Annotated in this window: 18 protein-coding genes, 6 tRNA genes and 3 rRNA genes; 6 read left to right on the top strand and 21 right to left on the bottom strand. The window is 35.9% G+C overall.

Annotation, left to right across the window (positions count from 1 at the left end):
• Window positions 1-321 precede the first annotated feature (321 nt).
• The 4 genes from ISP08_RS03860 to ISP08_RS03845 are packed head-to-tail and all read left to right on the top strand — an operon-like array spanning window position 322 to window position 5,468.
• On the top strand, window positions 322-1,851 hold the full coding sequence (locus tag ISP08_RS03860) for a PTS mannitol transporter subunit IIBC (protein ID WP_195719565.1): 1,530 nt from the start codon (window positions 322-324) through the stop codon (window positions 1,849-1,851).
• 32 nt (window positions 1,852-1,883) lie between these two features.
• Window positions 1,884-3,938, top strand: coding sequence for a BglG family transcription antiterminator (locus tag ISP08_RS03855; protein ID WP_195719566.1), 2,055 nt, complete (start codon window positions 1,884-1,886; stop codon window positions 3,936-3,938).
• On the top strand, window positions 3,931-4,365 hold the full coding sequence (locus ISP08_RS03850; protein WP_048792793.1) for a PTS mannitol transporter subunit IIA: 435 nt from the start codon (window positions 3,931-3,933) through the stop codon (window positions 4,363-4,365). Before ISP08_RS03855 ends, ISP08_RS03850 begins: the two co-directional genes overlap by 8 nt.
• On the top strand, window positions 4,365-5,468 hold the full coding sequence (locus ISP08_RS03845; protein WP_048792792.1) for a mannitol-1-phosphate 5-dehydrogenase: 1,104 nt from the start codon (window positions 4,365-4,367) through the stop codon (window positions 5,466-5,468). Before ISP08_RS03850 ends, ISP08_RS03845 begins: the two co-directional genes overlap by 1 nt.
• A gap of 44 nt (window positions 5,469-5,512) precedes the next feature.
• Here ISP08_RS03845 and glmM read toward each other — a convergent pair whose 3' ends face one another.
• The 20 genes from glmM to ISP08_RS03745 all read right to left on the bottom strand — a co-directional run bounded on the left by glmM (window position 5,513) and on the right by ISP08_RS03745 (window position 23,310).
• A complete protein-coding gene (glmM, locus tag ISP08_RS03840; RefSeq protein WP_048792791.1) occupies window positions 5,513-6,868 on the bottom strand; it encodes a phosphoglucosamine mutase in 1,356 nt (451 codons plus the stop codon).
• 30 nt (window positions 6,869-6,898) lie between these two features.
• A complete protein-coding gene (locus ISP08_RS03835; RefSeq protein WP_195719567.1) occupies window positions 6,899-7,831 on the bottom strand; it encodes a CdaR family protein in 933 nt (310 codons plus the stop codon).
• Window position 7,832: 1 nt separating this feature from the next.
• Window positions 7,833-8,639, bottom strand: coding sequence for a diadenylate cyclase CdaA (gene cdaA, locus ISP08_RS03830; protein WP_195719568.1), 807 nt, complete (start codon window positions 8,637-8,639; stop codon window positions 7,833-7,835).
• Between the two features lie 259 nt (window positions 8,640-8,898).
• Window positions 8,899-9,801, bottom strand: coding sequence for an arginase (rocF, locus tag ISP08_RS03825; RefSeq protein WP_195719569.1), 903 nt, complete (start codon window positions 9,799-9,801; stop codon window positions 8,899-8,901).
• 225 nt (window positions 9,802-10,026) lie between these two features.
• Window positions 10,027-10,099, bottom strand: a tRNA-Lys gene (locus tag ISP08_RS03820).
• Between the two features lie 5 nt (window positions 10,100-10,104).
• Window positions 10,105-10,179 (bottom strand) — tRNA-Gln (locus ISP08_RS03815).
• Between the two features lie 4 nt (window positions 10,180-10,183).
• Window positions 10,184-10,267 (bottom strand) — tRNA-Tyr (locus tag ISP08_RS03810).
• A 17-nt stretch (window positions 10,268-10,284) separates the two neighbouring features.
• A tRNA-Val gene (locus ISP08_RS03805) sits at window positions 10,285-10,360 on the bottom strand.
• A gap of 9 nt (window positions 10,361-10,369) precedes the next feature.
• A tRNA-Glu gene (locus ISP08_RS03800) sits at window positions 10,370-10,441 on the bottom strand.
• Window positions 10,442-10,444: 3 nt separating this feature from the next.
• Window positions 10,445-10,519: transfer RNA gene (locus ISP08_RS03795), tRNA-Asn, on the bottom strand.
• An 11-nt stretch (window positions 10,520-10,530) separates the two neighbouring features.
• Window positions 10,531-10,645 (bottom strand): 5S ribosomal RNA (gene rrf / locus ISP08_RS03790).
• A 74-nt stretch (window positions 10,646-10,719) separates the two neighbouring features.
• Window positions 10,720-13,642: ribosomal RNA gene (locus ISP08_RS03785) — 23S ribosomal RNA — on the bottom strand.
• A gap of 275 nt (window positions 13,643-13,917) precedes the next feature.
• Window positions 13,918-15,469: ribosomal RNA gene (locus tag ISP08_RS03780) — 16S ribosomal RNA — on the bottom strand.
• Together the 16S, 23S and 5S rRNA genes with 6 tRNA genes alongside form the textbook arrangement of a ribosomal RNA operon.
• Window positions 15,470-15,954: 485 nt before the next feature.
• Window positions 15,955-17,016: an Mrp/NBP35 family ATP-binding protein gene (locus ISP08_RS03775; protein WP_048792760.1), complete on the bottom strand. Its 1,062-nt coding sequence runs from the start codon at window positions 17,014-17,016 to the stop codon at window positions 15,955-15,957.
• Between the two features lie 177 nt (window positions 17,017-17,193).
• Entirely contained in the window at window positions 17,194-18,633 is a 1,440-nt protein-coding gene (locus ISP08_RS03770; protein WP_048792761.1) for an MDR family MFS transporter, read from the bottom strand.
• 25 nt (window positions 18,634-18,658) lie between these two features.
• A complete protein-coding gene (locus ISP08_RS03765; RefSeq protein WP_048792762.1) occupies window positions 18,659-19,114 on the bottom strand; it encodes a SepA family multidrug efflux transporter in 456 nt (151 codons plus the stop codon).
• Between the two features lie 165 nt (window positions 19,115-19,279).
• Window positions 19,280-20,620: a multidrug efflux MFS transporter SdrM gene (gene sdrM, locus ISP08_RS03760; protein WP_195719446.1), complete on the bottom strand. Its 1,341-nt coding sequence runs from the start codon at window positions 20,618-20,620 to the stop codon at window positions 19,280-19,282.
• Between the two features lie 180 nt (window positions 20,621-20,800).
• Window positions 20,801-21,487, bottom strand: a complete 687-nt coding sequence (gene trhA / locus ISP08_RS03755) for a PAQR family membrane homeostasis protein TrhA (protein ID WP_195719445.1) — start codon at window positions 21,485-21,487, stop codon at window positions 20,801-20,803.
• A 14-nt stretch (window positions 21,488-21,501) separates the two neighbouring features.
• The gene (locus tag ISP08_RS03750) at window positions 21,502-22,692 is read right to left on the bottom strand and encodes a UTP--glucose-1-phosphate uridylyltransferase (protein WP_048792765.1); all 1,191 of its coding nucleotides are present in this window, start codon (window positions 22,690-22,692) and stop codon (window positions 21,502-21,504) included.
• A gap of 108 nt (window positions 22,693-22,800) precedes the next feature.
• Window positions 22,801-23,310: a metal-dependent hydrolase gene (locus ISP08_RS03745; RefSeq protein WP_195719444.1), complete on the bottom strand. Its 510-nt coding sequence runs from the start codon at window positions 23,308-23,310 to the stop codon at window positions 22,801-22,803.
• 176 nt (window positions 23,311-23,486) lie between these two features.
• Here ISP08_RS03745 and ISP08_RS03740 point away from each other — a divergent pair, with 176 nt between their 5' ends.
• Window positions 23,487-23,747: a SunI/YnzG family protein gene (locus ISP08_RS03740; protein ID WP_048792767.1), complete on the top strand. Its 261-nt coding sequence runs from the start codon at window positions 23,487-23,489 to the stop codon at window positions 23,745-23,747.
• 134 nt (window positions 23,748-23,881) lie between these two features.
• A complete protein-coding gene (locus ISP08_RS03735; RefSeq protein ID WP_048792768.1) occupies window positions 23,882-24,202 on the top strand; it encodes a heme oxygenase in 321 nt (106 codons plus the stop codon).
• A gap of 69 nt (window positions 24,203-24,271) precedes the next feature.
• Here ISP08_RS03735 and ISP08_RS03730 read toward each other — a convergent pair whose 3' ends face one another.
• Complete coding sequence (locus ISP08_RS03730; RefSeq protein ID WP_195719443.1) at window positions 24,272-25,648, bottom strand: YjiH family protein; 1,377 nt, start codon at window positions 25,646-25,648, stop codon at window positions 24,272-24,274.
• Window positions 25,649-25,767 lie beyond the last annotated feature (119 nt).

Raw genomic sequence — 25,767 nt, 5'->3', positions numbered from 1 at the left:
TTTCTGTTATAAATTTTAAATAGTCAACAATTCATTTCATCACTTGTACAGGCGCTTTTATTAATTTTACTTCGCACTATCCTCCTTTCGTCATTAATAATCATTGTACAATGTTTTGAGCAGCTATTGCAAATTATTTATGAACAATACAACAAGATATTTTTATTCTAATAATATTATTTTTATTGCAAACTCTACAGCCCTCTCTCTTTCATCGTTGTCATTAATTCTGTGCCAAATTCACTTTTAGTAAATATTGGCTATATAGCTGAAAACACTTACAATGAAAGTAACAAATAAATAAAAAAAGAGGTGCAATTTATGTCACAAGCTCAAGCTGAAGAGAAAAAAGGTTTTGGCCGTAAAGTTCAAGCTTTTGGATCTTTCCTAAGTAGTATGATCATGCCGAACATCGGTGCTTTTATCGCTTGGGGATTTATCGCCGCTATCTTTATCGATAACGGTTGGTTCCCAAATAAAGACCTATCACAATTGGCAGGTCCAATGATTACTTATTTAATCCCATTACTTATTGCATATAGTGGTGGTCGTCTCATCCATGAAATGCGTGGAGGTATTATAGCTGCAGTTGCGACAATGGGTGTTATCGTAGCTTTACCAGAAACACCAATGTTATTAGGTGCTATGATTATGGGACCATTAGTTGGTTGGTTAATGAAGAAAACTGATGAATTTGTTCAACCAAGAACGCCACAAGGTTTTGAAATGTTATTCAACAACTTCTCTGCAGGTATTTTAGGCTTTATTATGACAATTTTAGGATTCGAGTTATTAGCTCCTATCATGAAATTTATCATGCATATTTTATCAGTGGCAGTAGAATTTTTAGTACATGCTCACTTATTACCAATCGTTAGTATTATTGTTGAACCAGCTAAAATCGTGTTCTTAAATAATGCAATCAACCACGGCGTATTTACACCACTAGGTGCAGAACAATCAGCACACGCTGGTCAATCAATTTTATACACAATCGAATCAAACCCTGGACCAGGTCTTGGTGTCTTAGTCGCATATATGATCTTTGGTAAAGGTACTGCTAAAGCAACTTCATATGGTGCTGGTATTATCCACTTCCTTGGTGGTATTCACGAAATATACTTCCCATATGTATTAATGCGTCCTTTACTATTCATCGCTGTTATACTAGGTGGTATGACAGGTGTAGCTACATTCTCAATGTTAGACTTTGGATTCAAGAGTCCGGCATCACCAGGTTCCTTTATTGTATACGTATTAAACGCGCCTAAAGGCGAATTATTACACATGTTACTAGGCGTATTCTTAGCAGCATTAGTATCATTTGTAGTATCATCATTAATACTAAGATTTACAAAAGAACCTAAACAAGATTTAGAAAGTGCTACAGCACAAATGGAACAAACTAAAGGTAAAAAATCTAGTGTCTCTTCTAAATTATCACAAGGTGGAAGCGAAGGTGCTGCTACAGCAACGGCTACTGCTGACAACAATGAAGCAGACTCAGAAGAAGATTTATTAGACAACTACGATACTGAAAATGTCGATGCCCATGACTACAGTAAAGTTAACCATGTTATCTTTGCTTGTGACGCAGGTATGGGTTCAAGTGCAATGGGTGCAAGTATGTTACGTAATAAGTTTAAAAAAGCAGGTATTCAAGACGTTGAAGTCACAAATACAGCTATCAACCAATTACCTAACGATGCTCAACTTGTTATCACTCAGAAAAAATTAACTGACCGTGCAATCAAACAAGTACCTAAAGCAATTCATATCTCAGTTGATAACTTCTTAAATTCACCAAGATATGATGAATTATTAGAAAATCTTAAAACCGAACAAAACTAATTTAATCAAGTAACCTACTGGAGGATACGACTATGTTATTGAGTACACGTGAAAAAGATATTATTGACATGCTAATTAAATATTACGGTCAATATGTCACTATTTATGATATTGCTCAAAACTTAGCTGTATCCTCTCGTACTATTCATAGGGAGTTAAAATCTGTTGAATCTTCCCTACAGCAATTTGGTCTATCGTTAAGCCGAGTTACAAAAAAAGGGATTCAATTAGAAGGCAACAAACAACAAATAGATGATTTAAAAAACTATTTATATCAACAAACCACTGTTGATTTATCTCACGAAGAACAAAAAGTTATCATTTTGTATGCGTTAATCCAAAGTGATGAGCCAATTAAACAGTATAGTTTGGCTCAAGAAATCGGTGTTTCAATACAAACTTTAACTAAACTATTAGATGAATTATCACAAGAACTTGAAAATTACCAATTAACATTATTAAAAAAACGTGGTGAAGGTGTTCACTTAAAAGGCACCGAATCTAAAAAGCGTGAATTATTAAGTCAGCTTATGGTAAATAATCTTAATAGTACAAGTGTTTATTCTGTAATAGAAAATCATTTCGTCTATCAATCTATTAATCAAAATCAACTATCTATGGTAGATATGGATAAAATATTCCAAGTTGAACGTATTTTAATGGATCACTTAGATCGGTTGCCCTATTCTTTAACTGAATCAAGTTATTTAACATTGACTGTGCATATTGTATTAAGCATCGAACGCATGCTTAAAGGTGAATATGTAACTTTAAATGACGAGATTTACAATGATGTTAAAAAAACGCATGAGCATGAAATAGCTACGGCTTTAAGTCATCATTTAGAACATATTTATGGCGTGCAATTTAACCAAGCAGAAATCGGTTTCATAACGATTCACTTGCGTGGCGCAAAACGTAAAGACTCAGAAGAAATATTTAAAGATGATAAGGACGAATTAAAACGAATTGATTACTTTATTAATCTTGTAAGTCAGTCAACACAAATGTCATTTAATAATAGAGAGACATTAAGTGAAGGTTTAAAACTCCATATCATCCCAGCCATTAATAGATTAAATGCAAACATTGAAACGTATAATCCATTAACAGAAATGATTAAACAAGACTATCCTGTGTTATTCGAAACAGTAAGTCATAGTCTACGGCAAGTTTGGCCAAACTTTGCGTTTCCAGACAGCGAAATTGGTTTTATCGTATTACACTTTGGCGGTGCTATTCAAAGGGAAAATGAAGCTACTTTTCATGCACTCGTTGTTTGTAGTAGTGGTATCGGCACCAGTCAAATACTTGCAACTAGACTACAACAAACTTTCAGTAAAATTACTGACACGACACAAGCGTCTGTCGGGGATTTAACCAATATTAATTTGAATAACTATGATGCGATTATTTCAACTGTAGATTTAGATATAACTGTACCTTATATCACTGTGAATCCATTATTACCTGAAACAGATATCAATCATGTTTCTGCTTTTATTAATGTTGCTAGACCCCAAAAAAACATTTCTAATCTTGTTCAACAGCCTCTACCTATAGATTCAAATAATCAAGAAGATATTTTAAATTATATGCGTAAAGGTTTAGAGCTCATTGATTCGGTTTATATTGATTATACAGAGACTAAAAATTGGACTAAGTATTTAACGAAATTTTTATACGAGCACAAAGTCATACAAAGTAAAATGTCATTCGCTGATTTAATTCATCAACGTGCATTGGAGCAAAATTTTGTTTTAGAACCCTACCCTTTAGCATTACCCCATTTAAAACATGATATGGTTTTAAAACCAATAATTTTAATATCTATATTAAATGAGCCAATCAACTTTATGAATGATCAAAATGACCAACATGAAATTCAATATTTATTATGTATATTTGTTCCTGAAGATGAAATTTCTGCTCGCATTGTAAGTGATTTTTCAAGCGAATTAGTAAATCATCTAGACAATTTAAATAACTTAATGTCACAACCAGAACAACTTATAAATATTTTGAAACAAAGTTATCTTCAACAATTACAAACAAAATTACAAAACGGAGTGAATACAAATGACTGAATTATTTAGCAACGAAAACATATTTATTAATGCGTCTGTTAGCACAAGAGACGAAGCAATCGAAAAAGCTGGTAATGCCCTAGTATCTGCAGGTGCAGTAACAGAAGACTACATTCAAGCAATGAAAGATCGTGAAGAAGTAGTATCTACATTTATGGGAAATGGTTTAGCAATACCTCATGGTACAGACGAAGCTAAAACAAGTGTTTTACAATCTGGTTTAACGTTATTACAAATCCCAGAAGGCGTTGATTGGGATGGAGAAGAAGTTAAAGTCGTAGTCGGTATCGCAGGTAAAGATGGCGAACATTTAGAATTATTATCTAAAATCGCTATCACTTTCAGCGAAGAAGAAAATGTAGAGCGTATTATTAATGCTAATTCTGCAGAGGAAATCAAACAAGTATTTGAGGAGGCTGAAGCATAATGAAAGCTCTTCATTTCGGTGCTGGTAACATTGGTAGAGGCTTTATTGGCTATATTTTAGCTGACAACGATATAAAAGTAACTTTTGCAGACGTCAACAATGAAATCATCAATGCCTTAGATCAAGAACATGAATACGATGTTATTTTAGCTGATCAAGACCACACTACTACAAGAGTTCATAATGTTGATGCTTTATATTCTGGTGAACCTTCTGAAGCATTAAAACAAGCAGTATTAGAAGCAGATTTAATCACTACAGCAGTTGGTGTTAATATCTTACCTATCATTGCTAAATCATTTGCTCCTTATTTAAAGGAAAAAGAAACACCAGTCAATATCGTCGCATGTGAAAATGCAATTATGGCAACAAATACGCTTAAAAAAGCAATTTTAGATATTACAGGCCCGTTAGGTGAGCACATTCACTTTGCTAACTCAGCTGTCGATCGTATTGTTCCTATACAATCAAATGACAATATCTTAGATGTAATTGTAGAACCATTTTTTGAATGGGTTGTTGAAAAAGATGCATGGTATGGTCCTGAGTTAGATCATATTAAATATGTTGATGACTTAACACCTTACATCGAACGAAAACTACTAACTGTTAATACAGGTCATGCATATCTTGCTTATGCAGGTAGATATCATCAACTACCAACAATATTAGATGCAGTGAAAGATGCTAATGTAAAAGATGGACTACGTGCTGTATTAGCTGAAACAAGTGCTTATATTACTAAAGAATTTAATTTTACTGAGCAACAACAAGCTCAATACGTAGATAAAATCATAGGACGTTTTGAAAATCCTAATTTATCAGATGCAGTAACACGTGTTGGTCGTGGTACTGTTCGTAAAATTGGCCCACAAGATAGAATAATGAAACCATTAAACTATCTATATAAAAATAATTTAAAACATGATGCTTTAGTAAAATTAGCAGCATTGTTATTAAAATATGATGATAGTAATGACCAAGAAACAGTTGAGAAAAATGACTACATTGCTCAAAATGGCGTTGCTAAATTCCTACAAGATTATGCAAAAACGGATGACACATTAACTTCAGAAATTGTAAAAGCATATAATGTACTATAATAAAAAAGGAACGACGAATAATTTCGTCGTTCCTTTTTATTTATTTATTTATCTAAACCCATTTTATCTTCTACAACATCTGCGATAGTTTGAGCAAAACGTTGTGCATCCTCATCTGTCGCCGCTTCAACCATAACACGTACAAGAGGTTCTGTACCTGAAGGTCTAACTAAGATACGACCTTCACCATTCATTTCTACTTCTACTCTTGTCATTACTTCTTGAACATCGATGTTTTCTTCAACACGATATTTATCAGTTACACGCACGTTAACTAATGATTGAGGGTATTTTTTCATTTGAGCCGCTAATTGACTTAGTTTTTTACCAGTCATTTTAATGATAGCAGCTAATTGTACACCTGTTAATAAACCATCGCCAGTAGTATTGTAATCCATAAGTACTATGTGACCTGATTGTTCACCACCAAGGTTATAATTACCTCTTCTCATCTCTTCTACAACATAACGATCGCCCACTTTAGTCTTGTTAGATTGAATACCAACATTCTCTAAAGCCTTATAAAAACCTAAATTACTCATGACAGTTGAGACAATCATATTATTATTCAATTCTTGATTTTTAGCCATTGCTTGACCAATAATAAACATAATTTGGTCTCCATCAACGATATTACCTTCTTCATCGACTGCGATAAGACGGTCACCATCACCATCAAAAGCTAGGCCAAAGTCTGCCTCAGATTCAACAACTGTTTTACTAAGTGTTTCAGGATGAGTTGAACCTACGCCTTCGTTGATATTATATCCATCAGGGTTACAGCCTACTGTTACCGTAGTAGCTTCTAAATCACCAAATAAGAATGGCGCTAGTGATGATGTTGAACCATTTGCTCCATCAAGGGCAATTTTCATACCATCTAAATCAACGTCTACAGTTGATTTTAAGTAACTGATATATTTTTGAGAACCCTCAAAGTAATCAGAACAATGCACAATATCTTCCCCTACCGGTCTTGGTAAATCAGGATTTTCTTGTTCTAATAATTGCTCGATTTCGTTTTCTTGATCATCTGATAATTTGAAACCATCTGAACCAAAGAATTTTATACCATTATCTGCAACAGGGTTATGTGAAGCAGAAATCATTACGCCTAAGCTTGCTTCCATTTCACGCGTTAAGTAAGCTACACCAGGTGTAGAAATAACGCCTAAACGCATAACCTCTGCACCGATTGATGTTAGACCAGCAATAAGTGCTGCTTCTAACATTTCTCCAGAAACTCTAGTATCTCTACCTACTAAAACTTTTGGATGTTTTTGTCCTTTATTGTGTGCTAATACATAGCCACCATAACGACCTAGTTTAAATGCAAGTTCAGGTGTTAATTCTTTATTTGCTACACCTCTAACTCCATCTGTACCAAAATATTTTGCCATTATAATATCTCCTTTTGCTCTTTATTCCTATTATTTAACTGTAATTTTTGCAGTTGTATTATCTGGTTGAACTTTGGATACATTTTTAGGTAATTTAAAATCTACATTTTTTTCCGTATCATCTGAAATATCATCTAAATTTACTTCGCCAGTGATAGAATCAATATCCTGTAAATCTTCTCTATTACCATAAATTTCAACTTCATCTTTATCCAATTTAATTTTAGCTAAATCTTTACCATCAGCTAGGCTGCCAGTAGTTTTGGTTTTCACTTTAACTTTTTTGCTATAAGGTTCAACCTTAGTCGTTAAATTGACATCATTAGGTCGTATTGAAACTTTTAATTTATTTAAGTTTCTATCAAAAGCTGTAATATCAGCTAAATCTGTTGTATCTTTTGCGATTTTGCTCTTGTTTTTGTAATGTGCTTTTAAATAAGCAATCTTGTCAATTTGACTTTGTCCACCAGTAACTTTAACTTTTTCAGGTGACACACTTTGGTCAGCTATTTTATAGTCTGCGTCGATGTTGTCACTACTTACATCGGGATCAACTTTCATCTCTTTTGTAACTTTTTCTTCAAGCTTTACAGTTGCCTCTTTTGGTTTAACTTTATAATTTATATCTTTACTTAAACCATTAACCTTGTATTGCACAGTATGCTTCCCAGCTTTAGCACCGGCTAAATCAAGTGTTACTTTAATATTTTGACCATTTTCTGCTTTTAAAACTTGTGATTGTGGACCTGATATATCTACATCCACTTTATCAGGAACGTTGTTAGCATAAAGTTTATGACTATCATATTTAGTTTCAACTGGTACATTTTCAATAGTCTCTGTACTCTTTTGACTAAATTTATCCGCATTAAACATATTTCCAAAAACATTATTTGCAGATAGAAAGAAAAATACAGCCAATGCTAATGCTATAAGGCGCAACCCCCATTTACTTTCTAACATATTAATTCACACCCTTCTCTTGCAAGCGTGAGCCAAACCAATGTTCTGCAAGAAGTTCTTCAAATGCTTCAGTAGAAATATCTTTTCTTAATTTGCCATCAAATGTAACTGAAATTGAACCAGTTTCTTCTGAAACAACAACTGTAAATGCATCTGAGACTTCTGAAATACCTACAGCTGCTCTATGTCTCGTACCTAGGCTCTTGGCTATTTTAGCACTATCTGATAGTGGTAAATAGCAGGCAGCACTTGCAATCTTGCTATCATGGATAATCATAGCACCATCATGCAATGGTGTATTAGGTATAAAGACATTCGTTAATAGCTCTTGTGATATATTAGAGTTCATTGGTATACCTGTTTCTATGTAGTCTTGTAGACCAGTCTCTTTTTCAAATACAATTAATGCACCAATACGTCTTTTAGCCATGTATTGAACGGCCTTAGACACGGCAGAAATTAATTTATTTTCATCGCTATTGACATTACTCGCATAACGTTTGAATAAACTTCCTCGTCCTAATTGTTCTAAAGCTCTACGAATTTCTGGTTGGAAAATAACAATGAGTGCTAATACACCCCATTGAATAACCAAATCAAATAAACGTGAAGTAGCAGTTAAACTTAGCATTTTACTAATTTGTTGCCCTATGACAATGACGAGTATTCCTTTTAACAATTGAATGGCTTTTGTACCTTTAAACACAGTAATGAGAAGATAAAGTACATACCATACAATTAATAAGTCAAGCACGCTAGTTATAATTTTGACCGTGCTCCAATGTTCAAATATATTGGATAAATCCATGACATCTCCTCCGGTATTCTAATCCCACTGTAAACATTATACCAATCTTCTTTTATACTGTCATATTATGACTCAATAAATCTAAAAATTTAAAACCAATAAATTGCATATTATTTTACGTATTAAAGAATAAATTAACGACACTATTTTTATGTATAAAAGAAAAAAGCTATGCCCAAATGATATATCTGGGCATAGTTCATTTTTGTATTACTAATTATAAATAATAGACTTATAAACGTAATTTATAAAGCTTATCTTAGAGTAAAGTTTCGCCAAAGAAACTACCTACAAGACCAACTGCTTGCTCTGCAGTATGATTATTTTGATCAATGAGTGGATTGACTTCTACTAAATCCATAGAAGTAATTAATCGAGAATTATGTAACAATTCTAATGCGAAGTGACTCTCTCTATAGTTTAAGCCACCTAAAACTCTTGTACCTGTTCCTGGTGTTTCTACTGGATCTAATGCATCTACATCTAATGATAAATGTATACCATCTGTCTTATCTTTAAGATGGTCTATTGATTCATTAATAACTTGTTGGATGCCAAGTCTGTCGATATCAGCCATTGTATATGTTTTAATGTTGTTATTTTTAATATATTCACGTTCACCTATATCTAAATCTCTCATGCCTATTAAAACAATGTTTTCTGGTTTAACTTTCGGTGCATAATTGGAAACATTGACCAATCTATCATCACCATCACCTGCTAAAATTCTTAACGGCATGCCGTGAATATTACCAGAAGGTGATTCTTCAGGTACATTTAAATCACCATGAGCATCATACCAGATAACACCTAAATTATCATAATGTTTACTGATACCAGAAATAGAACCAATAGCTATTGAATGATCTCCACCTAATATTAATGGAAAAGCACCACTTTGTACGCTGTCAGATACTGAATTACTCAAGTTTTCAGATACTTGAATAATCTCATCAATATTTCTTAAACCTTCTTGTTCTGAATTAAACTTGTCTAAATTGATTTCTGGTACTTCGATATTACCTTTATCCACTACCGTATAACCAATATTTCTAATACGATCAACTATACCTGCATATCGTATAGCATCTGGACCAAAGTTTACCCCTAATTTTCTTTGACCAAATGTCGATGGTGCTCCAATAATATTAATGTTTTTCATAAATCCAAAACCCCTTTGCATTCATTTTAACACTAGAATACGTTATTAAGATTAAACTTTCAAGCCAGCTAAAACCTTGTGTCACAATGGATTAGAGGTATCTTACATATAAAAACATTAAAACGTTTGAACATTCATTATAACCTTATATTTTGCATAAAATATGCTTGAATGTGTATAAAAATTTTCATAAAAAAAACACTTCCGAAGAAGTGTTTTTACAAGTGAGCCATAGAGGATTCGAACCTCTGACCCTCTGATTAAAAGTCAGATGCTCTACCAACTGAGCTAATGGCTCAAAAATGGCTGGGCTAGCTGGATTCGAACCAGCGCGTGACGGAGTCAAAGTCCGTTGCCTTACCGCTTGGCTATAGCCCAACAATGGTGGAGGGGGGCAGATTCGAACTGCCGAACCCGAAGGAGCGGATTTACAGTCCGCCGCGTTTAGCCACTTCGCTACCCCTCCGCGCTTATTAAATTAAATGGTGGAGAATGACGGGTTCGAACCGCCGACCCTCTGCTTGTAAGGCAGATGCTCTCCCAGCTGAGCTAATTCTCCAATATGTAATGACCCCGACGGGACTCGAACCCGTGTTACCGCCGTGAAAGGGCGGTGTCTTAACCGCTTGACCACGGGGCCATATGGCTCCACAGGTAGGACTCGAACCTACGACCGATCGGTTAACAGCCGATAGCTCTACCACTGAGCTACTGTGGAATAATAATATTGCCTGGCAACGTCCTACTCTAGCGGGATGTAAATCCGACTACCATCGGCGCTAAGGAGCTTAACTTCTGTGTTCGGCATGGGAACAGGTGTGACCTCCTTGCCATTGTCACCAGACAATGATGTATAAAAGTTATACATTCAAAACTAGATAGTAAGTAAATATCATTTTACCAATCAAAACATTTAAATTGATTAAGTCTTCGATCGATTAGTATTCGTCAGCTCCACATGTCGCCATGCTTCCACCTCGAACCTATTAACCTCATCATCTTTGAGGGATCTTATAACCGAAGTTGGGAAATCTCATCTTGAGGGGGGCTTCATGCTTAGATGCTTTCAGCACTTATCCCGTCCATACATAGCTACCCAGCGATGCCGTTGGCACGACAACTGGTACACCAGAGGTATGTCCATCCCGGTCCTCTCGTACTAAGGACAGCTCCTCTCAAATTTCCTACGCCCACGACGGATAGGGACCGAACTGTCTCACGACGTTCTGAACCCAGCTCGCGTACCGCTTTAATGGGCGAACAGCCCAACCCTTGGGACCGACTACAGCCCCAGGATGCGATGAGCCGACATCGAGGTGCCAAACCTCCCCGTCGATGTGAACTCTTGGGGGAGATAAGCCTGTTATCCCCGGGGTAGCTTTTATCCGTTGAGCGATGGCCCTTCCATGCGGAACCACCGGATCACTAAGTCCGTCTTTCGACCCTGCTCGACTTGTAAGTCTCGCAGTCAAGCTCCCTTATGCCTTTACACTCTGTGAATGATTTCCAACCATTCTGAGGGAACCTTTGAGCGCCTCCGTTACTCTTTAGGAGGCGACCGCCCCAGTCAAACTGCCCATCTGACACTGTCTCCCACCATGATTAATGGTGCGGGTTAGAAATCCAACACAGCGAGGGTAGTATCCCACCAACGCCTCCACGTAAACTAGCGTTCACGCTTCTAAGGCTCCTACCTATCCTGTACAAACTGTGCCGAATTTCAATATCAGACTGCAGTAAAGCTCCACGGGGTCTTTCCGTCCTGTCGCGGGTAACCTGCATCTTCACAGGTACTATGATTTCACCGAGTCTCTCGTTGAGACAGTGCCCAAATCGTTACGCCTTTCGTGCGGGTCGGAACTTACCCGACAAGGAATTTCGCTACCTTAGGACCGTTATAGTTACGGCCGCCGTTTACTGGGGCTTCGATTCGTAGCTTCGCAGAAGCTAACCACTCCTCTTAACCTTCCAGCACCGGGCAGGCGTCAGCCCCTATACATCACCTTACGGTTTAGCAGAGACCTGTGTTTTTGATAAACAGTCGCTTGGGCCTATTCACTGCGGCTCTCCCGGGCGTTAACCCTAGAGAGCACCCCTTCTCCCGAAGTTACGGGGTCATTTTGCCGAGTTCCTTAACGAGAGTTCGCTCGCTCACCTTAGAATTCTCATCTTGACTACCTGTGTCGGTTTGCGGTACGGGCACCTAATATTCTAGCTAGAGGCTTTTCTTGGCAGTGTGAAATCAACGACTCGAGGAAACAATTTCCTCTCCCCATCACAGCTTGACCTTATGAGTGCCGGATTTGCCTAACACTCAGTCTTACTGCTTGGACGTGCACTCCAACAGCACGCTTCGCCTATCCTACTGCGTCCCCCCATCGCTTAAAACGAATTTAGGTGGTACAGGAATATCAACCTGTTATCCATCGCCTACGCCTATCGGCCTCAGCTTAGGTCCCGACTAACCCAGAGCGGACGAGCCTTCCTCTGGAAACCTTAGTCAATCGGTGGACGGGATTCTCACCCGTCTTTCGCTACTCACACCGGCATTCTCACTTCTAAGCGCTCCACATGTCCTTGCGATCATGCTTCAACGCCCTTAGAACGCTCTCCTACCATTGTCCTACGGACAATCCACAGCTTCGGTAATATGTTTAGCCCCGGTACATTTTCGGCGCAGTGTCACTCGACTAGTGAGCTATTACGCACTCTTTAAATGATGGCTGCTTCTAAGCCAACATCCTAGTTGTCTGGGCAACGCCACATCCTTTTCCACTTAACATATATTTTGGGACCTTAGCTGGTGGTCTGGGCTGTTTCCCTTTCGAACACGGACCTTATCACCCATGTTCTGACTCCCAAGTTAAATTGATTGGCATTCGGAGTTTGTCTGAATTCGGTAACCCGAGAAGGGCCCCTCGTCCAAACAGTGCTCTACCTCCAATAATCATCACTTGAGGCTAGCCCTAAAGCTATTTCGGAGAGAACCAGCTATCTCCAGGTTCGATTGGAATTTCTCCGCTACCCACAACTCATCCGCTCACTTTTCAACGTAAGTCGGTTCGGTCCTCCATTCAGTGTTACCTGAACTTCAACCTGGTCATGGGTAGATCACCTGGTTTCGGGTCTACGACCAAATACTCAACGCCCTATTCAGACTCGCTTTCGCTACGGCTCCACATTTCCTGCTTAACCTTGCATCAAATCGTAACTCGCCGGTTCATTCTACAAAAGGCACGCCATCACCCATTAACGGGCTCTGACTACTTGTAAGCACACGGTTTCAAGTTCTCTTTCACTCCCCTTCCGGGGTACTTTTCACCTTTCCCTCACGGTACTGGTTCACTATCGGTCACTAGAGAGTATTTAGCCTTGGGAGATGGTCCTCCCAGATTCCGACGGAATTTCACGTGCTCCGTCGTACTCAGGATCCACTCAAGAGGGTTATCGTTTTCGACTACAGGATTATTACCTTCTTTGATGTATCTTTCCAGATACTTCGTCTAACAATAACTTTTGTAACTCCGTATAGAGTGTCCTACAACCCCAACAAGCAAGCTTGTTGGTTTGGGCTGTTCCCGTTTCGCTCGCCGCTACTCAGGGAATCGATTTTTCTTTCTCTTCCTCCGGGTACTAAGATGTTTCAGTTCTCCGGGTATGCCTTCAAACATGCTATGTATTCACATGTTGATAACACGACATGACTCGTGCTGGGTTTCCCCATTCGGAAATCTCTGGATCAACGCTTACTTACAGCTCCCCAAAGCATATCGTCGTTAGTAACGTCCTTCTTCGGCTTCTAGTGCCAAGGCATCCACCGTGCGCCCTTAATAACTTAATCTTTTTGTTTTTAAGTCAAACATAACGTCTAACTCAAAACCCAAAATGTTATTAATCTGTGAGTGTTCTTTCGAACACTAGCGATTATTTTAGTTTGAATTCAAGCTTTTTAAAACTCTAATTCACTCGGTTTTGCTTGGTAAAATCTATATTTTACTTACTTATCTAGTTTTCAATGTACAATCTTTGAATACTCTATGAGCATTCAAAACTGAATACAATATGTCTACGCTATTCCTTTCATCTTCGTAGAAGATGTTCCGAATATATCCTTAGAAAGGAGGTGATCCAGCCGCACCTTCCGATACGGCTACCTTGTTACGACTTCACCCCAATCATTTGTCCCACCTTCGACGGCTAGCTCCATAATGGTTACTCCACCGGCTTCGGGTGTTACAAACTCTCGTGGTGTGACGGGCGGTGTGTACAAGACCCGGGAACGTATTCACCGTAGCATGCTGATCTACGATTACTAGCGATTCCAGCTTCATGTAGTCGAGTTGCAGACTACAATCCGAACTGAGAACAACTTTATGGGATTTGCATGACCTCGCGGTTTAGCTGCCCTTTGTATTGTCCATTGTAGCACGTGTGTAGCCCAAATCATAAGGGGCATGATGATTTGACGTCATCCCCACCTTCCTCCGGTTTGTCACCGGCAGTCAACTTAGAGTGCCCAACTTAATGATGGCAACTAAGCTTAAGGGTTGCGCTCGTTGCGGGACTTAACCCAACATCTCACGACACGAGCTGACGACAACCATGCACCACCTGTCACTTTGTCCCCCGAAGGGGAAAACTCTGTCTCCAGAGTGGTCAAAGGATGTCAAGATTTGGTAAGGTTCTTCGCGTTGCTTCGAATTAAACCACATGCTCCACCGCTTGTGCGGGTCCCCGTCAATTCCTTTGAGTTTCAACCTTGCGGTCGTACTCCCCAGGCGGAGTGCTTAATGCGTTAGCTGCAGCACTAAGGGGCGGAAACCCCCTAACACTTAGCACTCATCGTTTACGGCGTGGACTACCAGGGTATCTAATCCTGTTTGATCCCCACGCTTTCGCACATCAGCGTCAGTTACAGACCAGAAAGTCGCCTTCGCCACTGGTGTTCCTCCATATCTCTGCGCATTTCACCGCTACACATGGAATTCCACTTTCCTCTTCTGCACTCAAGTCTCCCAGTTTCCAATGACCCTCCACGGTTGAGCCGTGGGCTTTCACATCAGACTTAAGAAACCGCCTACGCGCGCTTTACGCCCAATAATTCCGGATAACGCTTGCCACCTACGTATTACCGCGGCTGCTGGCACGTAGTTAGCCGTGGCTTTCTGATTAGGTACCGTCAAGGTGCGCACAGTTACTTACGCACTTGTTCTTCCCTAATAACAGAGCTTTACGATCCGAAGACCTTCATCACTCACGCGGCGTTGCTCCGTCAGGCTTTCGCCCATTGCGGAAGATTCCCTACTGCTGCCTCCCGTAGGAGTCTGGACCGTGTCTCAGTTCCAGTGTGGCCGATCACCCTCTCAGGTCGGCTACGTATCGTTGCCTTGGTAAGCCGTTACCTTACCAACTAGCTAATACGGCGCGGGTCCATCTATAAGTGATAGCAAGGCCATCTTTCACTGTAGAACCATGCGGTTCTACATGTTATCCGGCATTAGCTTCGGTTTCCCGAAGTTATTCCAGTCTTATAGGTAGGTTACCCACGTGTTACTCACCCGTCCGCCGCTAACGTCAAAGGAGCAAGCTCCTTATCTGTTCGCTCGACTTGCATGTATTAGGCACGCCGCCAGCGTTCATCCTGAGCCAGGATCAAACTCTCCATAAAAAATTATGATGTTTGATTAGCTCATAAAATACTAATTGTGTGTTATCTCTAACACGTTTAAACCAACGATTATATCGTTGCGTTTGGAATTAACGTTGACATATTGCAATTCAGTTTTCAATGTTCATTTTAATATTCGCTTTACAATTTTATCACAAAGTTCATTGTTTTGTCAACAAAAATTAATTTGTTTTTTAAAGTTGTAATTAAGAATACTCTATATATTTTAAAATTTTATTTTTATTTTATCAAGAATAAATTTTACACTTTCAAGATAAAATTGAATAATATTTTTGTCGTTTTTGACGACTTTTATATATTATCAAACAGCGACATTTAAGTCAACTACTTTTTAATATTTTTTGCTAACCAACAGCTCTTGAGTTATTAGCTACTTACTATTGGCTCACAAAGAACTATTCTACCATCAAATCTACAAAATGCAATAGAAAAGCACACAATAAATTGTGTACTTTTCTACTTTACTATTGAGTTTTTTCAATAATCTGTTGAGCCATTGATTGATATATTTTACCCAAATCGTCTGTTTCTTGATATATAGAAGGCGCAAAATCTTGTGGATCCCAAGAAGGCTGCGCTAATGGCAACTTACCTAAGAGATCTGTTTTTAGTTCTTCCACTAATTTTTCACCGCCGCCTGTACCAAATACATATTCTTTGTTACCTGTTTCTTTACTCTCGAAATAGGACATGTTTTCAATAACACCAAGAATAGAATGTTCTGTATGTTTTGCCATAGCACCTGCTCTTGCTGCTACAAAGGCTGCAGTTGGATGTGGTGTTGTTACGATAATTTCTTTACTAGAAGGTAACATTGTATGAACATCTAATGCGACGTCCCCTGTTCCAGGTGGTAAATCTAAAAGTAAATAGTCTAAGTCTCCCCATCGTACTTCAGTGAAGAAATTATTTAACATTTTACCTAACATCGGGCCTCTCCAAATCACGGGCGCGTTTTCTTCAACAAAGAATGCCATTGAAATAACTTTAACTCCGTAACGTTCAACCGGAATGATTTCTTTGCCATCAACGCCGGGTCTTTCATTAATTCCCATCATATCAGGAATACTAAAACCATAAATATCAGCATCTACTAATCCTACTCTTTTTCCTTCTCTAGCTAAAGATACTGCTAAGTTAGCCGCTACTGTTGATTTACCAACGCCACCTTTACCTGATGCAATTGCAATAAACTCTACTGGATTATCCTTAGATAGAAGTCCTTCAATTGTTTGCGGTTGATCACTAGATGATCCTTTATATTTATCAACAGTATCAGCTGGTAGTTCTTCAAATCTTATGCCTACTGTATTTGCCCCGTTTTCTTTTAATGCTTCCACGATTTTCATTTGAAGATCTAATTGTGGTTGACCTCCTAATTGTGCAATCGCAACTTTAACACTCACGTGCTCAATTTCTTCTTTAATAGAGACTTCAACGACACCATCATTTTCTGATAATGGTACATTAATTATTGGATCATTTATATTTCCAACAAGCTCTTTAACTTGTTCAACTGTTAACACAGTAAATCCCCCTCAATTTGTTATTATTAATATTATTCTAACAAAAACTCGCTACAATAAGCTATGTATAGTAATAATTAATTTAATGTAAGTATAAGTTTTAAATTAAAATGAAAAAAGAAGTTAGCTCACAATTTAAAAATTAATAAACTAACTTCTTTTATAAACATAAATATTTTAAATTTCTCTTGTATTAACAGTCGTTCTATCTTCTCTAACGAACCATGCCATAATTAATCCAATAACTACGAGTACGGCTACGATTGCGAATGCAAAGTCTACCCCACCTGCTATAGCTTGGCGTTGTAGCAAGTCTTTACTCTCATGTGCAGTTGGTTCAGGTGCAAAAATCTTCGCACCTACCGTCATAAATGTAACCATTAGCGCAGTACCTAATGAACCTGCCGTCACACGACCAAAGTTACTAATTGCAGTACCGTGAGAAATATCTTTGTTCTTCAATGAATTAATTCCAGCCGTATTTAATGGCATCATTAATAATGATACTGAAAACATTCTTAATGCATATACAATAATTAAATACGTATAAGATGTTTCAACTGTAAGGAAACATAGTAATATAGTAAAAATTAAAAATAATGTAAAACCAGTTAAAATTAAAGGGCGTGCACCATATTTATCATAAAACTTACCAGTAAATATAGACATTATACCGTTTATAATTGCACCGGGCATAATAACCAGACCAGATAAAAATGCTGATAAACCTAATGCATTTTGCACATATAATGGAATTAGCAATGCTGGCCCTACCATACCCATCATAACAATCATAGATGATGCAGTAGTTAACGTGAAAACTCTACTTTTGAATACGACTAAATTCAATAATGGGTTTTCTATATTTAATTGGCGTCTAATAAATGCACCAATTATAAATATGCTGACTATAAGTGCAATGATAACGACAGGGCTAGAAAATCCTAAATTACCTGCGCTACTAAATGCATAGAGTAAAATTCCAAAACCTAAAGTAGAATAAACAACAGATCTTTTATCTAGTTTTGTTTCTTTCGTCTCATTGTAGCTTCTAATAAATATAGCTCCGAAAATAAATCCTAACAATGCTACGCCTACAACAATTATAAATGGCATTCTCCAACTTGTAGCATCAATGACTAAACCTGATAATGTAGGTCCGATTGCAGGTGCGAATTGGATAACTAAACCTGCTAACCCCATTGCAAAACCACGTTTACTTTTAGGGAATAACATAAACAATGTAAATTGCATTAATGGCATGATAATACCAGCACCCATTGCTTGTATAACACGTGCTAACATTAAAACACCAAAGTTTGGTGCAAGTGCAGCGACGATTGAACCAATTAAAAATATCCCCATAGCTATTAAATAAAGTGGACGAGTCTTAATTTTATCCATTAAGAAAGCTGTTAAAGGTATCATAACACCATTAACAAGCATAAAACCGGTAACCAACCATTGTGATGTATTTTCTGAAATATTTAGGCCTTTCATTATTTGAGGTAATGCCGTATTTAATAATGTTTGGTTTAATATAGCAACAAACGCACTGACGATCATTACCGCTACAATCATGTTTCTTTGTGAATTTGATATGGATTGCGAGGGCATCCAGTCACTCCTTTCAGTAATTACGTTATTTTTTTTGATTTAAGTCTTTACTATCAGGATAAAATACTTCTTTACATATAAATAATAATCCCATGATAACTACGATTACCCAGAATTCTATGTTGATATACGTGTAGTGAATGTGGACAATAAAATAAAAAAGCAAGGTTGTTACGACAAAAGTTATTAAATGATACGTTAAACCTTGAAAATATGGATTATTGTGCAATTTTTTTCTGAAATAATCCATTAAATTTTCTACGGCAAATAACGTAAAGTAACCAAAAACGATATAGCTACCATAATATAACAAATTGTCGTAAAAACCTCGGTTATATCCAAAATAAGCCAAATGAAAGTAAATAAGAATACGGCTTAGTCCAAATAGACCAAAACCTAAGAAAGTTAGAAAGATTGCACCTGATATTACAAAAATAGTGAGAACAATTAGCGTTGTGAAAAAGTACTTTATAAACTTCATAGCATCTTTGCCCTCCTATTAAGTGCTATAACAAAATATCAACCAGGTTCATCTTCTAGTTAAATGAGTATAGGTTTTAATAAATCTACCTATAATTAAAATACTAATAATAGTAATTATAATACTAACTATGCATTAACTTCAATTCAATTACTCTTTATCTGACTATCTCACACTTTCTCTTCGTTTCGTCACTAGCCATAAAATAATTAATGAGATTAGTAAAACAAAAGTTAGCATAATAACATTATAAATATTGAACTTAACAAATGATAATGACAAGTAATACACATAACCCATCACTGTTGACCCTATAGAACTACCTAAACTTTTAGTTAAAGTATATAGGGACATCATTCGTTTCATATGTTGTGGGCTCGTTTCTTCTTGTGTAATCACACTATCTTTTGTATATACTGTACCAAAACTTACGCCAGCTAATAATAAACTAAAGGCAATAAATAATGGTGCTTCTTTCACCAATAGTATTAGAACACCACAAATAATTAATAAAATGAAGGCGAATAAATAAAGCCCTCTTCTTGAAAATTTTAACTCTAATTTGTCTAATGAAAAATTTAAAGTCAACCATGCAATAGAAATTGGGAAAACTACAAACCCACTCTGTAAAGGAGACAGATGCAATTGTTCTTGTAAGTAGACTGGCATATATATGTTATAACCCATAAGTATCATTGCATAGACAAAATCAGTTGCAAAAATAACAATGATCGTTTTATTAAATTCAGTCACTGGAATGAATGGCTTATTCAAACTTTTTTCATAACGATAAAGTATATAACCAATGATTATCGTAATAATTATTGATATTAGATTTAGTACCAAATGCTCTTTATTCATAACCGCAAATAAAAATGCAAATATCATTATGTAAAAAACAGTCATACCTTTAACATCTAATTTTCTAGTTGTTTTAGTCGCATTTGTTTCATTTTTAAAGTGGAAAGTAAGTAACACAAGTACGATTGCGGTAGCCGCAATTGGCAAGTTAATAAAAAACAACCAATGCCACGATAAAAATTGTAAAATTGCCCCACCTAATAATGGGCCAACAATACTTGATATGCCCCATACGCTACCAACCGTTCCCATAACTTTATATCTAAGTGGGATATCAAAAGCTAGTTTGGGAACAATTTGACTTAGTGCCATCATTACCCCTGCACCTAAGCCTTGAACAAAGCGAGATATTATAAGCATCGTAAACGAACCGCTTAAACCAGAAAGTAAGCTACCAATTGAAAATAAAACAAGTCCTACTATTGTAATATAACTAATTTTCAAGCGGTCTAGTGCTTCTCCTACTATAGGGTTTGCAATGACGATTGCTATAAAATAAACTGCAAAAACTAAAGATGCTAACCCTCCTGCATTGAAATTATGTTTAATTGTAGGGAGTGCTAAAGAAACAATAGACGTTTCTATCGCTGCCATAAACATTATTAAAATCAACGCGACAACAATTCCTATAGATTTTAAATTCATAATCTCACCGCTTCTTCCTAAAAAATGTCACATATTACTTAACCATTTTTACTGACAACGCGCAATAGTAAACATTGAAAATAATACCGATGGCCTATATTAAAAATATAAAAACAGCATCCTATCTTTAAGAGAAAGGATGCTGCGTCGTTTATTATACTCCTTTAAAGCATCTATCTTTTACATGAAGTAAACGATGCCCACAAAGTGAAATACAGAAGCTAATACGATAAATATATGCCATATCATATGAAAATAAGGTTTGTTCTTTTGTGCATAGAACCATGCGCCAATTGTATAAGCAATACCACCAAAGAGTATAAACAACATAAACGTAATTGATGTATGTGTAATGATTGTAGGAACAAAAATTATACCTATCCAACCCATAACTAAATACATAATAAGACTTAATTTATGATTAACTTGTTTAGCCAATGATTTGTATAAAATGCCCCAAATCGTAATGCCCCACAACACAATCATAGCCGTCCATCCTATCCAACCACCAATGAGTGACAAACAAATAGGCGTGTATGTCCCCGTAATAGCAACATAAATCATACTGTGATCTATTATTCTCATAATATACTTATGTGCTGAATTGTTCGCCATGGCGTGATAAACCGTTGATGATATAAACATTAAAAATATACTAATTACAAAAACTGAGACACTAAATGCCAATAATGCATCTCCATGTATGTAACTGCGTACTGCTGCATAAGGCAATACACATAATGTTAGAAATGCAGCAAGTCCATGAGAAGCTGCATTTCCTATTTCTTCACCAAATGATAAAGGGATAATATCTTTAAAGGTTTCCATAATTTTATGGTCGTGCTTGTCATTTGTAGATTCGTTCATTCAATCAATCACCCTTATTTTATGATGTTCATACGTTTTAAATCTTGAGTAGCAGTTTCTACGCTATCTTTACCTTCTTTATTTTTAAGAGGTGAAAACTCTTCATCTCTATTAACTTGCAATGTAATAAAACTATTTGCATATTGGAAAATATCAAAATAAAACAGTTCAAATTTAAGTGTTGGTTGCTCGATAACACCAAAATCTTCATCTAACTGTTTTAAACTTTTAACGGCAAGATGATAAGGTAAGTCACGGTCGACTACATTTTGTATGAATGAAAGTTTGAATGCATGAATTCCTATATTAGCGTTATTAATTTCGTTAGCAGTATCTTCAGATAGCTCTGAATATTCATAAACTGTATCCTTATGGTCTACATTTACTAAACGTCCAACACTTTCGCCTTTTTTAGGTTGTATAGATTTAGTTGATACATCTTTACCGTGGGCATCTACATAGCCTGCAAACGCTGGGTCTAACACTTTGACTAGAACGTTATCGATATTGTTTAGGAATATATATTCTACTCCCGCTTCATTCATATCAGCTAAATATCCTGCTTTTTCCAACGCTTTAAATACGCCACCATTTCCGTTTGGTGTTTCTAATATTTTACCATTTACATCTAAAACTAATTTACCTTCCTCAGAAAGCGCAACGACATTATCTTGTATAAAGAAATGTACATGTTCACTGTCATAACCGAAATAACTTTTATCTTCAAAGAATAACCTTGTTTCCCTGTCATTAATACTACTAGTCATAATGTACCAATCTACAGTTGTTCCCGTTTTAGCTTGCAAGTCTAATAATTGTTTAGCTTGCAATTCAAATAAACTAACATCTTCAATTTCGAAAGATCCTTTTGGTCCTTTATAACCAAGACGTGTCCCTTGTCCGCCAGCCATCAACACAACAGCAAATTTACCATTTTTAATGGCTTGTATCCCTTGCTGTTCATAACTTTCCAACATTTGTGGCGAAAAATCAGCTTTACTTTCATATTTAACTTCTTGCACTGAAGATACATCTTCAATTACTTTTTTATTTACATATAATGATTGGTATAAATTTTGAATTTGTTCTAAATCAAGTGATTTAACCTTGTCATTTAGTTGTGACTTTTCATTTGAACTCATTAACTTTTCGAATTCTACCAAATGACCTTGATTGAATTTGTCTAGTTCTTTTTTATCCAACATTTATTCTCTCCTAACATTTCTAATGTAATAGAAATAATTAAACTATATAAAATACATTATTTTAAAAAGCACTGTATGTACGATAAAGCATATTAATTAATATAACAACTAATAACTTATAAAATATTTAATTAAATCATCTATATTAGATTTAAACAAAGTATATAGACTCCCTATTATAAGTGCTGACGCTAGTGATAAATCTACTAAGCCACCTGTTTTAAAAGTTATTGGTAATTTAACAGTTAAAGGTATGGGATAAAACAATTTCACACCTTTAGGCGTTAACATATCTAGTATAACATGCGAAATCAATCCAGTAATAATCGTAACAAAATAATATTGTGGTGTTTGTATTACATAGAGACCTAACCCTATTATAACTATAAATAAAATTGAATGCGTAAAGGTTCGATGCCCAAAAAGTAATCTAATAAAAAAGCTTATTATTCTAATTTTACGTCCAATTTTACTTTGTGTATGACAGATATCAGGTAATAAGCTAGCAATGACAGCTAATACCACTATCGTTACTGATGTAAATAAATCCGTCTTATAATATTCAATGGCTAAAGCCCCTACAAAAATCCCACATGAAGCATGCGTTTTCCCTGTCATTATCACTTCTCCTTAATGTAGATATTTTATCACATACACATATTTTAAGCGAACATACTTTCGTGAAATAGTTAAAGTATGACACAATTACAAAAAGTATCACATAATAACTTGAAAACGATTCCAATTTATTATATGATATAGCTACAAAATATTTATAAGGATGTGTTCTAGATATGGCAATGACAGTAAAAAAAGATAATAATGAAGTTAGAATTCAATGGAGAGTTGCAGATATCAAAATTCCTAACAACGAAATTAAAAACATTTCTCAGGACCAAAATATTCATGCTGTTCCTAAATTAGACAGAGAAAAAGTTTATAGAATTGGTTCAACTTTCGGTAAAACAAACAGAGTTATTATCGATACAGCAGATCATGAATACATTATCTATACTCAAAACGATCAAAAAGTTTATAACGAATTAACTAAATAATAAATAACAAGAGACGATAGCTAAGCATTAGCTATCGTCTTTTTTATATATGCCTTTTAATTGACTATAGATGTAGAAATTTCTATTATAAAATTATAATTAACTTTATTAAATCAATCATGGTGGTGACTATTATGTACGTAGTAACAAATCGCATTGACGTAAAAAAAGGTTTTGCAGCAAAAATGGCTAGTAAATTCACATCAGGTGGAAAAATACAAGAATTACCTGGGTTTCATCGCGTCGAAGTTTGGCAAATCGATGATACTGAAGATTATGATCAAATGTATGTAAACACATGGTGGGAAAGTGAAGAAGATTTCAACAATTGGTTACATAGTGATGCCTTTAAAGAAGCACATAGTAAAAAGAATGGTTCAGATAAAGAGGAATCACCTGTTTTAGGAAATAAAATTGTAAAAGCAAATGTATTATCAACATTAGATAATAATTAATCATTTTCATAAAAAAAGTACGCGTCCATTTGAGGGTGCGTACTTTTTTTATGCTTATTAAATTAATATTTAACTAAAATATAAGTGAGCCATTAACGCAATTATAGGTAAAGCAATCACTGTACGAATTAGGAAAATGACAAATAACTTAAATATACTGACTGGAATTTTTGAGCCTAAAATTACTCCACCTACTTCTGAAAGGTATATAAGTTGTGTGATACTTAGTGCACCGACAACAAATAAAGTAATATGGCTATTCGCACCTTCAATTAATATTGATGGTAAGAACATATCGGCGAATCCAATAATTATTGTCTCGGAAGCATGTGCTGCCTCTGGGATTTGTAATAATTCAAGATATGGTACAAAAGGTTTACCAATGATTGAGAACAGTGGTGTGTAGTTCGCTATAATTGTCGCTAGAGTACCAATACTCATAACGACAGGTAATATTACAAACCACATATCAATTACTGTTTTAAAACCTGATTTAAAGAAGGCTCTAAAACCTGGCGCTTTAATACCTGTTTCCGTAGCCATATCAAACCCATGACTTAATGCAGTTTTACCTTCTGGCAATTTCTCGGTACGCATTTCTTCTGGTACTTCTTTTGCATAGATATCTTTAACCGAACGTAACGGCCATACTCTTGGCGTAATCACTGCTAAAACTAAGCATGATACAATAACCGTTAAATAGAAGTAAAAGAAGTGGTTTTGCATATGCACAGTCTGTGCTACTACAATAGCAAAAGTTAAAGACACAACACTAAAAGTAGTCGCAATAACTGTTGCTTCCCTTTTTGAATAAAAGCCACCTTCGTACTGTTTACTAGTTATGAGTACACCCACGGTACCATCACCGATAAATGAAGCTAAATTATCTACTGTAGAGCGCCCTGGTAATGTAAAAAGTGGTCTCATGATAGGTCTAAATATCGGACCTAATAATTCAAGTAAACCATATTCCATTAATAACGGCAGAAATAATGCCGCAAAAAGGAATACTGTTACTAATGTAGGTAATAAGCTTGTAAATATTAATGCACCTGTATCTTCAGAATAAATAACTTCTGTCCCAACTTTTAAATATGTAATCCAAACAAACACTACTGCTAACAATCTTAATATCAGCCAAATCCATTTAACATTAAAAGCGTTGTACATGAGTCCATCTGGATTTAATTTGCTTTTTAAAATTGTAGAACAAAGTAAAGTTAATATTCCTGAAAGTGTAATAATAAGTACAATAATTATTGGCATTGCGCCACCAATTAAATCTTTTAATACACCCGCTAAAAAAGCTACTGTTAAAGTTGTTTCTTTTTTTCCATCATCATTAGTCACTGTGATAGGTAATAAAAATAATATTATTCCTATAAGCGACATAATAATAAACTTCAAACGACCTTTAATAATTTGCGACCTACTATATTGATTCATTAGCTTCATCTCCCTTAGGTGTCGTTCATATTCCGTCATCTCCATTATGCAGCAATAATTATAACTTAATATGTATATTTATGTAAATAGCGTAAGTTATATAATTTCTTAAGTACAAC

It is taken from the genome of Staphylococcus lloydii (assembly GCF_015775975.1).
In the GTDB taxonomy this organism is placed as follows: Bacteria; Bacillota; Bacilli; order Staphylococcales; family Staphylococcaceae; genus Staphylococcus; species Staphylococcus lloydii.
This window is presented reverse-complemented; position numbering and strand designations above follow the sequence as displayed.

What these genes read in the sequence shown, in the direction of transcription:
- ISP08_RS03860 (WP_195719565.1), top strand. Translation starts at nt 322, where the DNA reads ATGTCACAAGCTCAAGCTGAAGAGAAAAAAGGTTTTGGCCGTAAAGTT.
- ISP08_RS03855 (WP_195719566.1), top strand. Translation starts at nt 1,884, where the DNA reads ATGTTATTGAGTACACGTGAAAAAGATATTATTGACATGCTAATTAAA.
- ISP08_RS03850 (WP_048792793.1), top strand. Translation starts at nt 3,931, where the DNA reads ATGACTGAATTATTTAGCAACGAAAACATATTTATTAATGCGTCTGTT.
- ISP08_RS03845 (WP_048792792.1), top strand. Translation starts at nt 4,365, where the DNA reads ATGAAAGCTCTTCATTTCGGTGCTGGTAACATTGGTAGAGGCTTTATT.
- glmM (WP_048792791.1), bottom strand. Translation starts at nt 6,868, where the DNA reads ATGGCAAAATATTTTGGTACAGATGGAGTTAGAGGTGTAGCAAATAAA.
- ISP08_RS03835 (WP_195719567.1), bottom strand. Translation starts at nt 7,831, where the DNA reads ATGTTAGAAAGTAAATGGGGGTTGCGCCTTATAGCATTAGCATTGGCT.
- cdaA (WP_195719568.1), bottom strand. Translation starts at nt 8,639, where the DNA reads ATGGATTTATCCAATATATTTGAACATTGGAGCACGGTCAAAATTATA.
- rocF (WP_195719569.1), bottom strand. Translation starts at nt 9,801, where the DNA reads ATGAAAAACATTAATATTATTGGAGCACCATCGACATTTGGTCAAAGA.
- ISP08_RS03770 (WP_048792761.1), bottom strand. Translation starts at nt 18,633, where the DNA reads ATGCCCTCGCAATCCATATCAAATTCACAAAGAAACATGATTGTAGCG.
- ISP08_RS03765 (WP_048792762.1), bottom strand. Translation starts at nt 19,114, where the DNA reads ATGAAGTTTATAAAGTACTTTTTCACAACGCTAATTGTTCTCACTATT.
- sdrM (WP_195719446.1), bottom strand. Translation starts at nt 20,620, where the DNA reads ATGAATTTAAAATCTATAGGAATTGTTGTCGCGTTGATTTTAATAATG.
- trhA (WP_195719445.1), bottom strand. Translation starts at nt 21,487, where the DNA reads ATGAACGAATCTACAAATGACAAGCACGACCATAAAATTATGGAAACC.
- ISP08_RS03750 (WP_048792765.1), bottom strand. Translation starts at nt 22,692, where the DNA reads ATGTTGGATAAAAAAGAACTAGACAAATTCAATCAAGGTCATTTGGTA.
- ISP08_RS03745 (WP_195719444.1), bottom strand. Translation starts at nt 23,310, where the DNA reads ATGACAGGGAAAACGCATGCTTCATGTGGGATTTTTGTAGGGGCTTTA.
- ISP08_RS03740 (WP_048792767.1), top strand. Translation starts at nt 23,487, where the DNA reads ATGGCAATGACAGTAAAAAAAGATAATAATGAAGTTAGAATTCAATGG.
- ISP08_RS03735 (WP_048792768.1), top strand. Translation starts at nt 23,882, where the DNA reads ATGTACGTAGTAACAAATCGCATTGACGTAAAAAAAGGTTTTGCAGCA.
- ISP08_RS03730 (WP_195719443.1), bottom strand. Translation starts at nt 25,648, where the DNA reads ATGAATCAATATAGTAGGTCGCAAATTATTAAAGGTCGTTTGAAGTTT.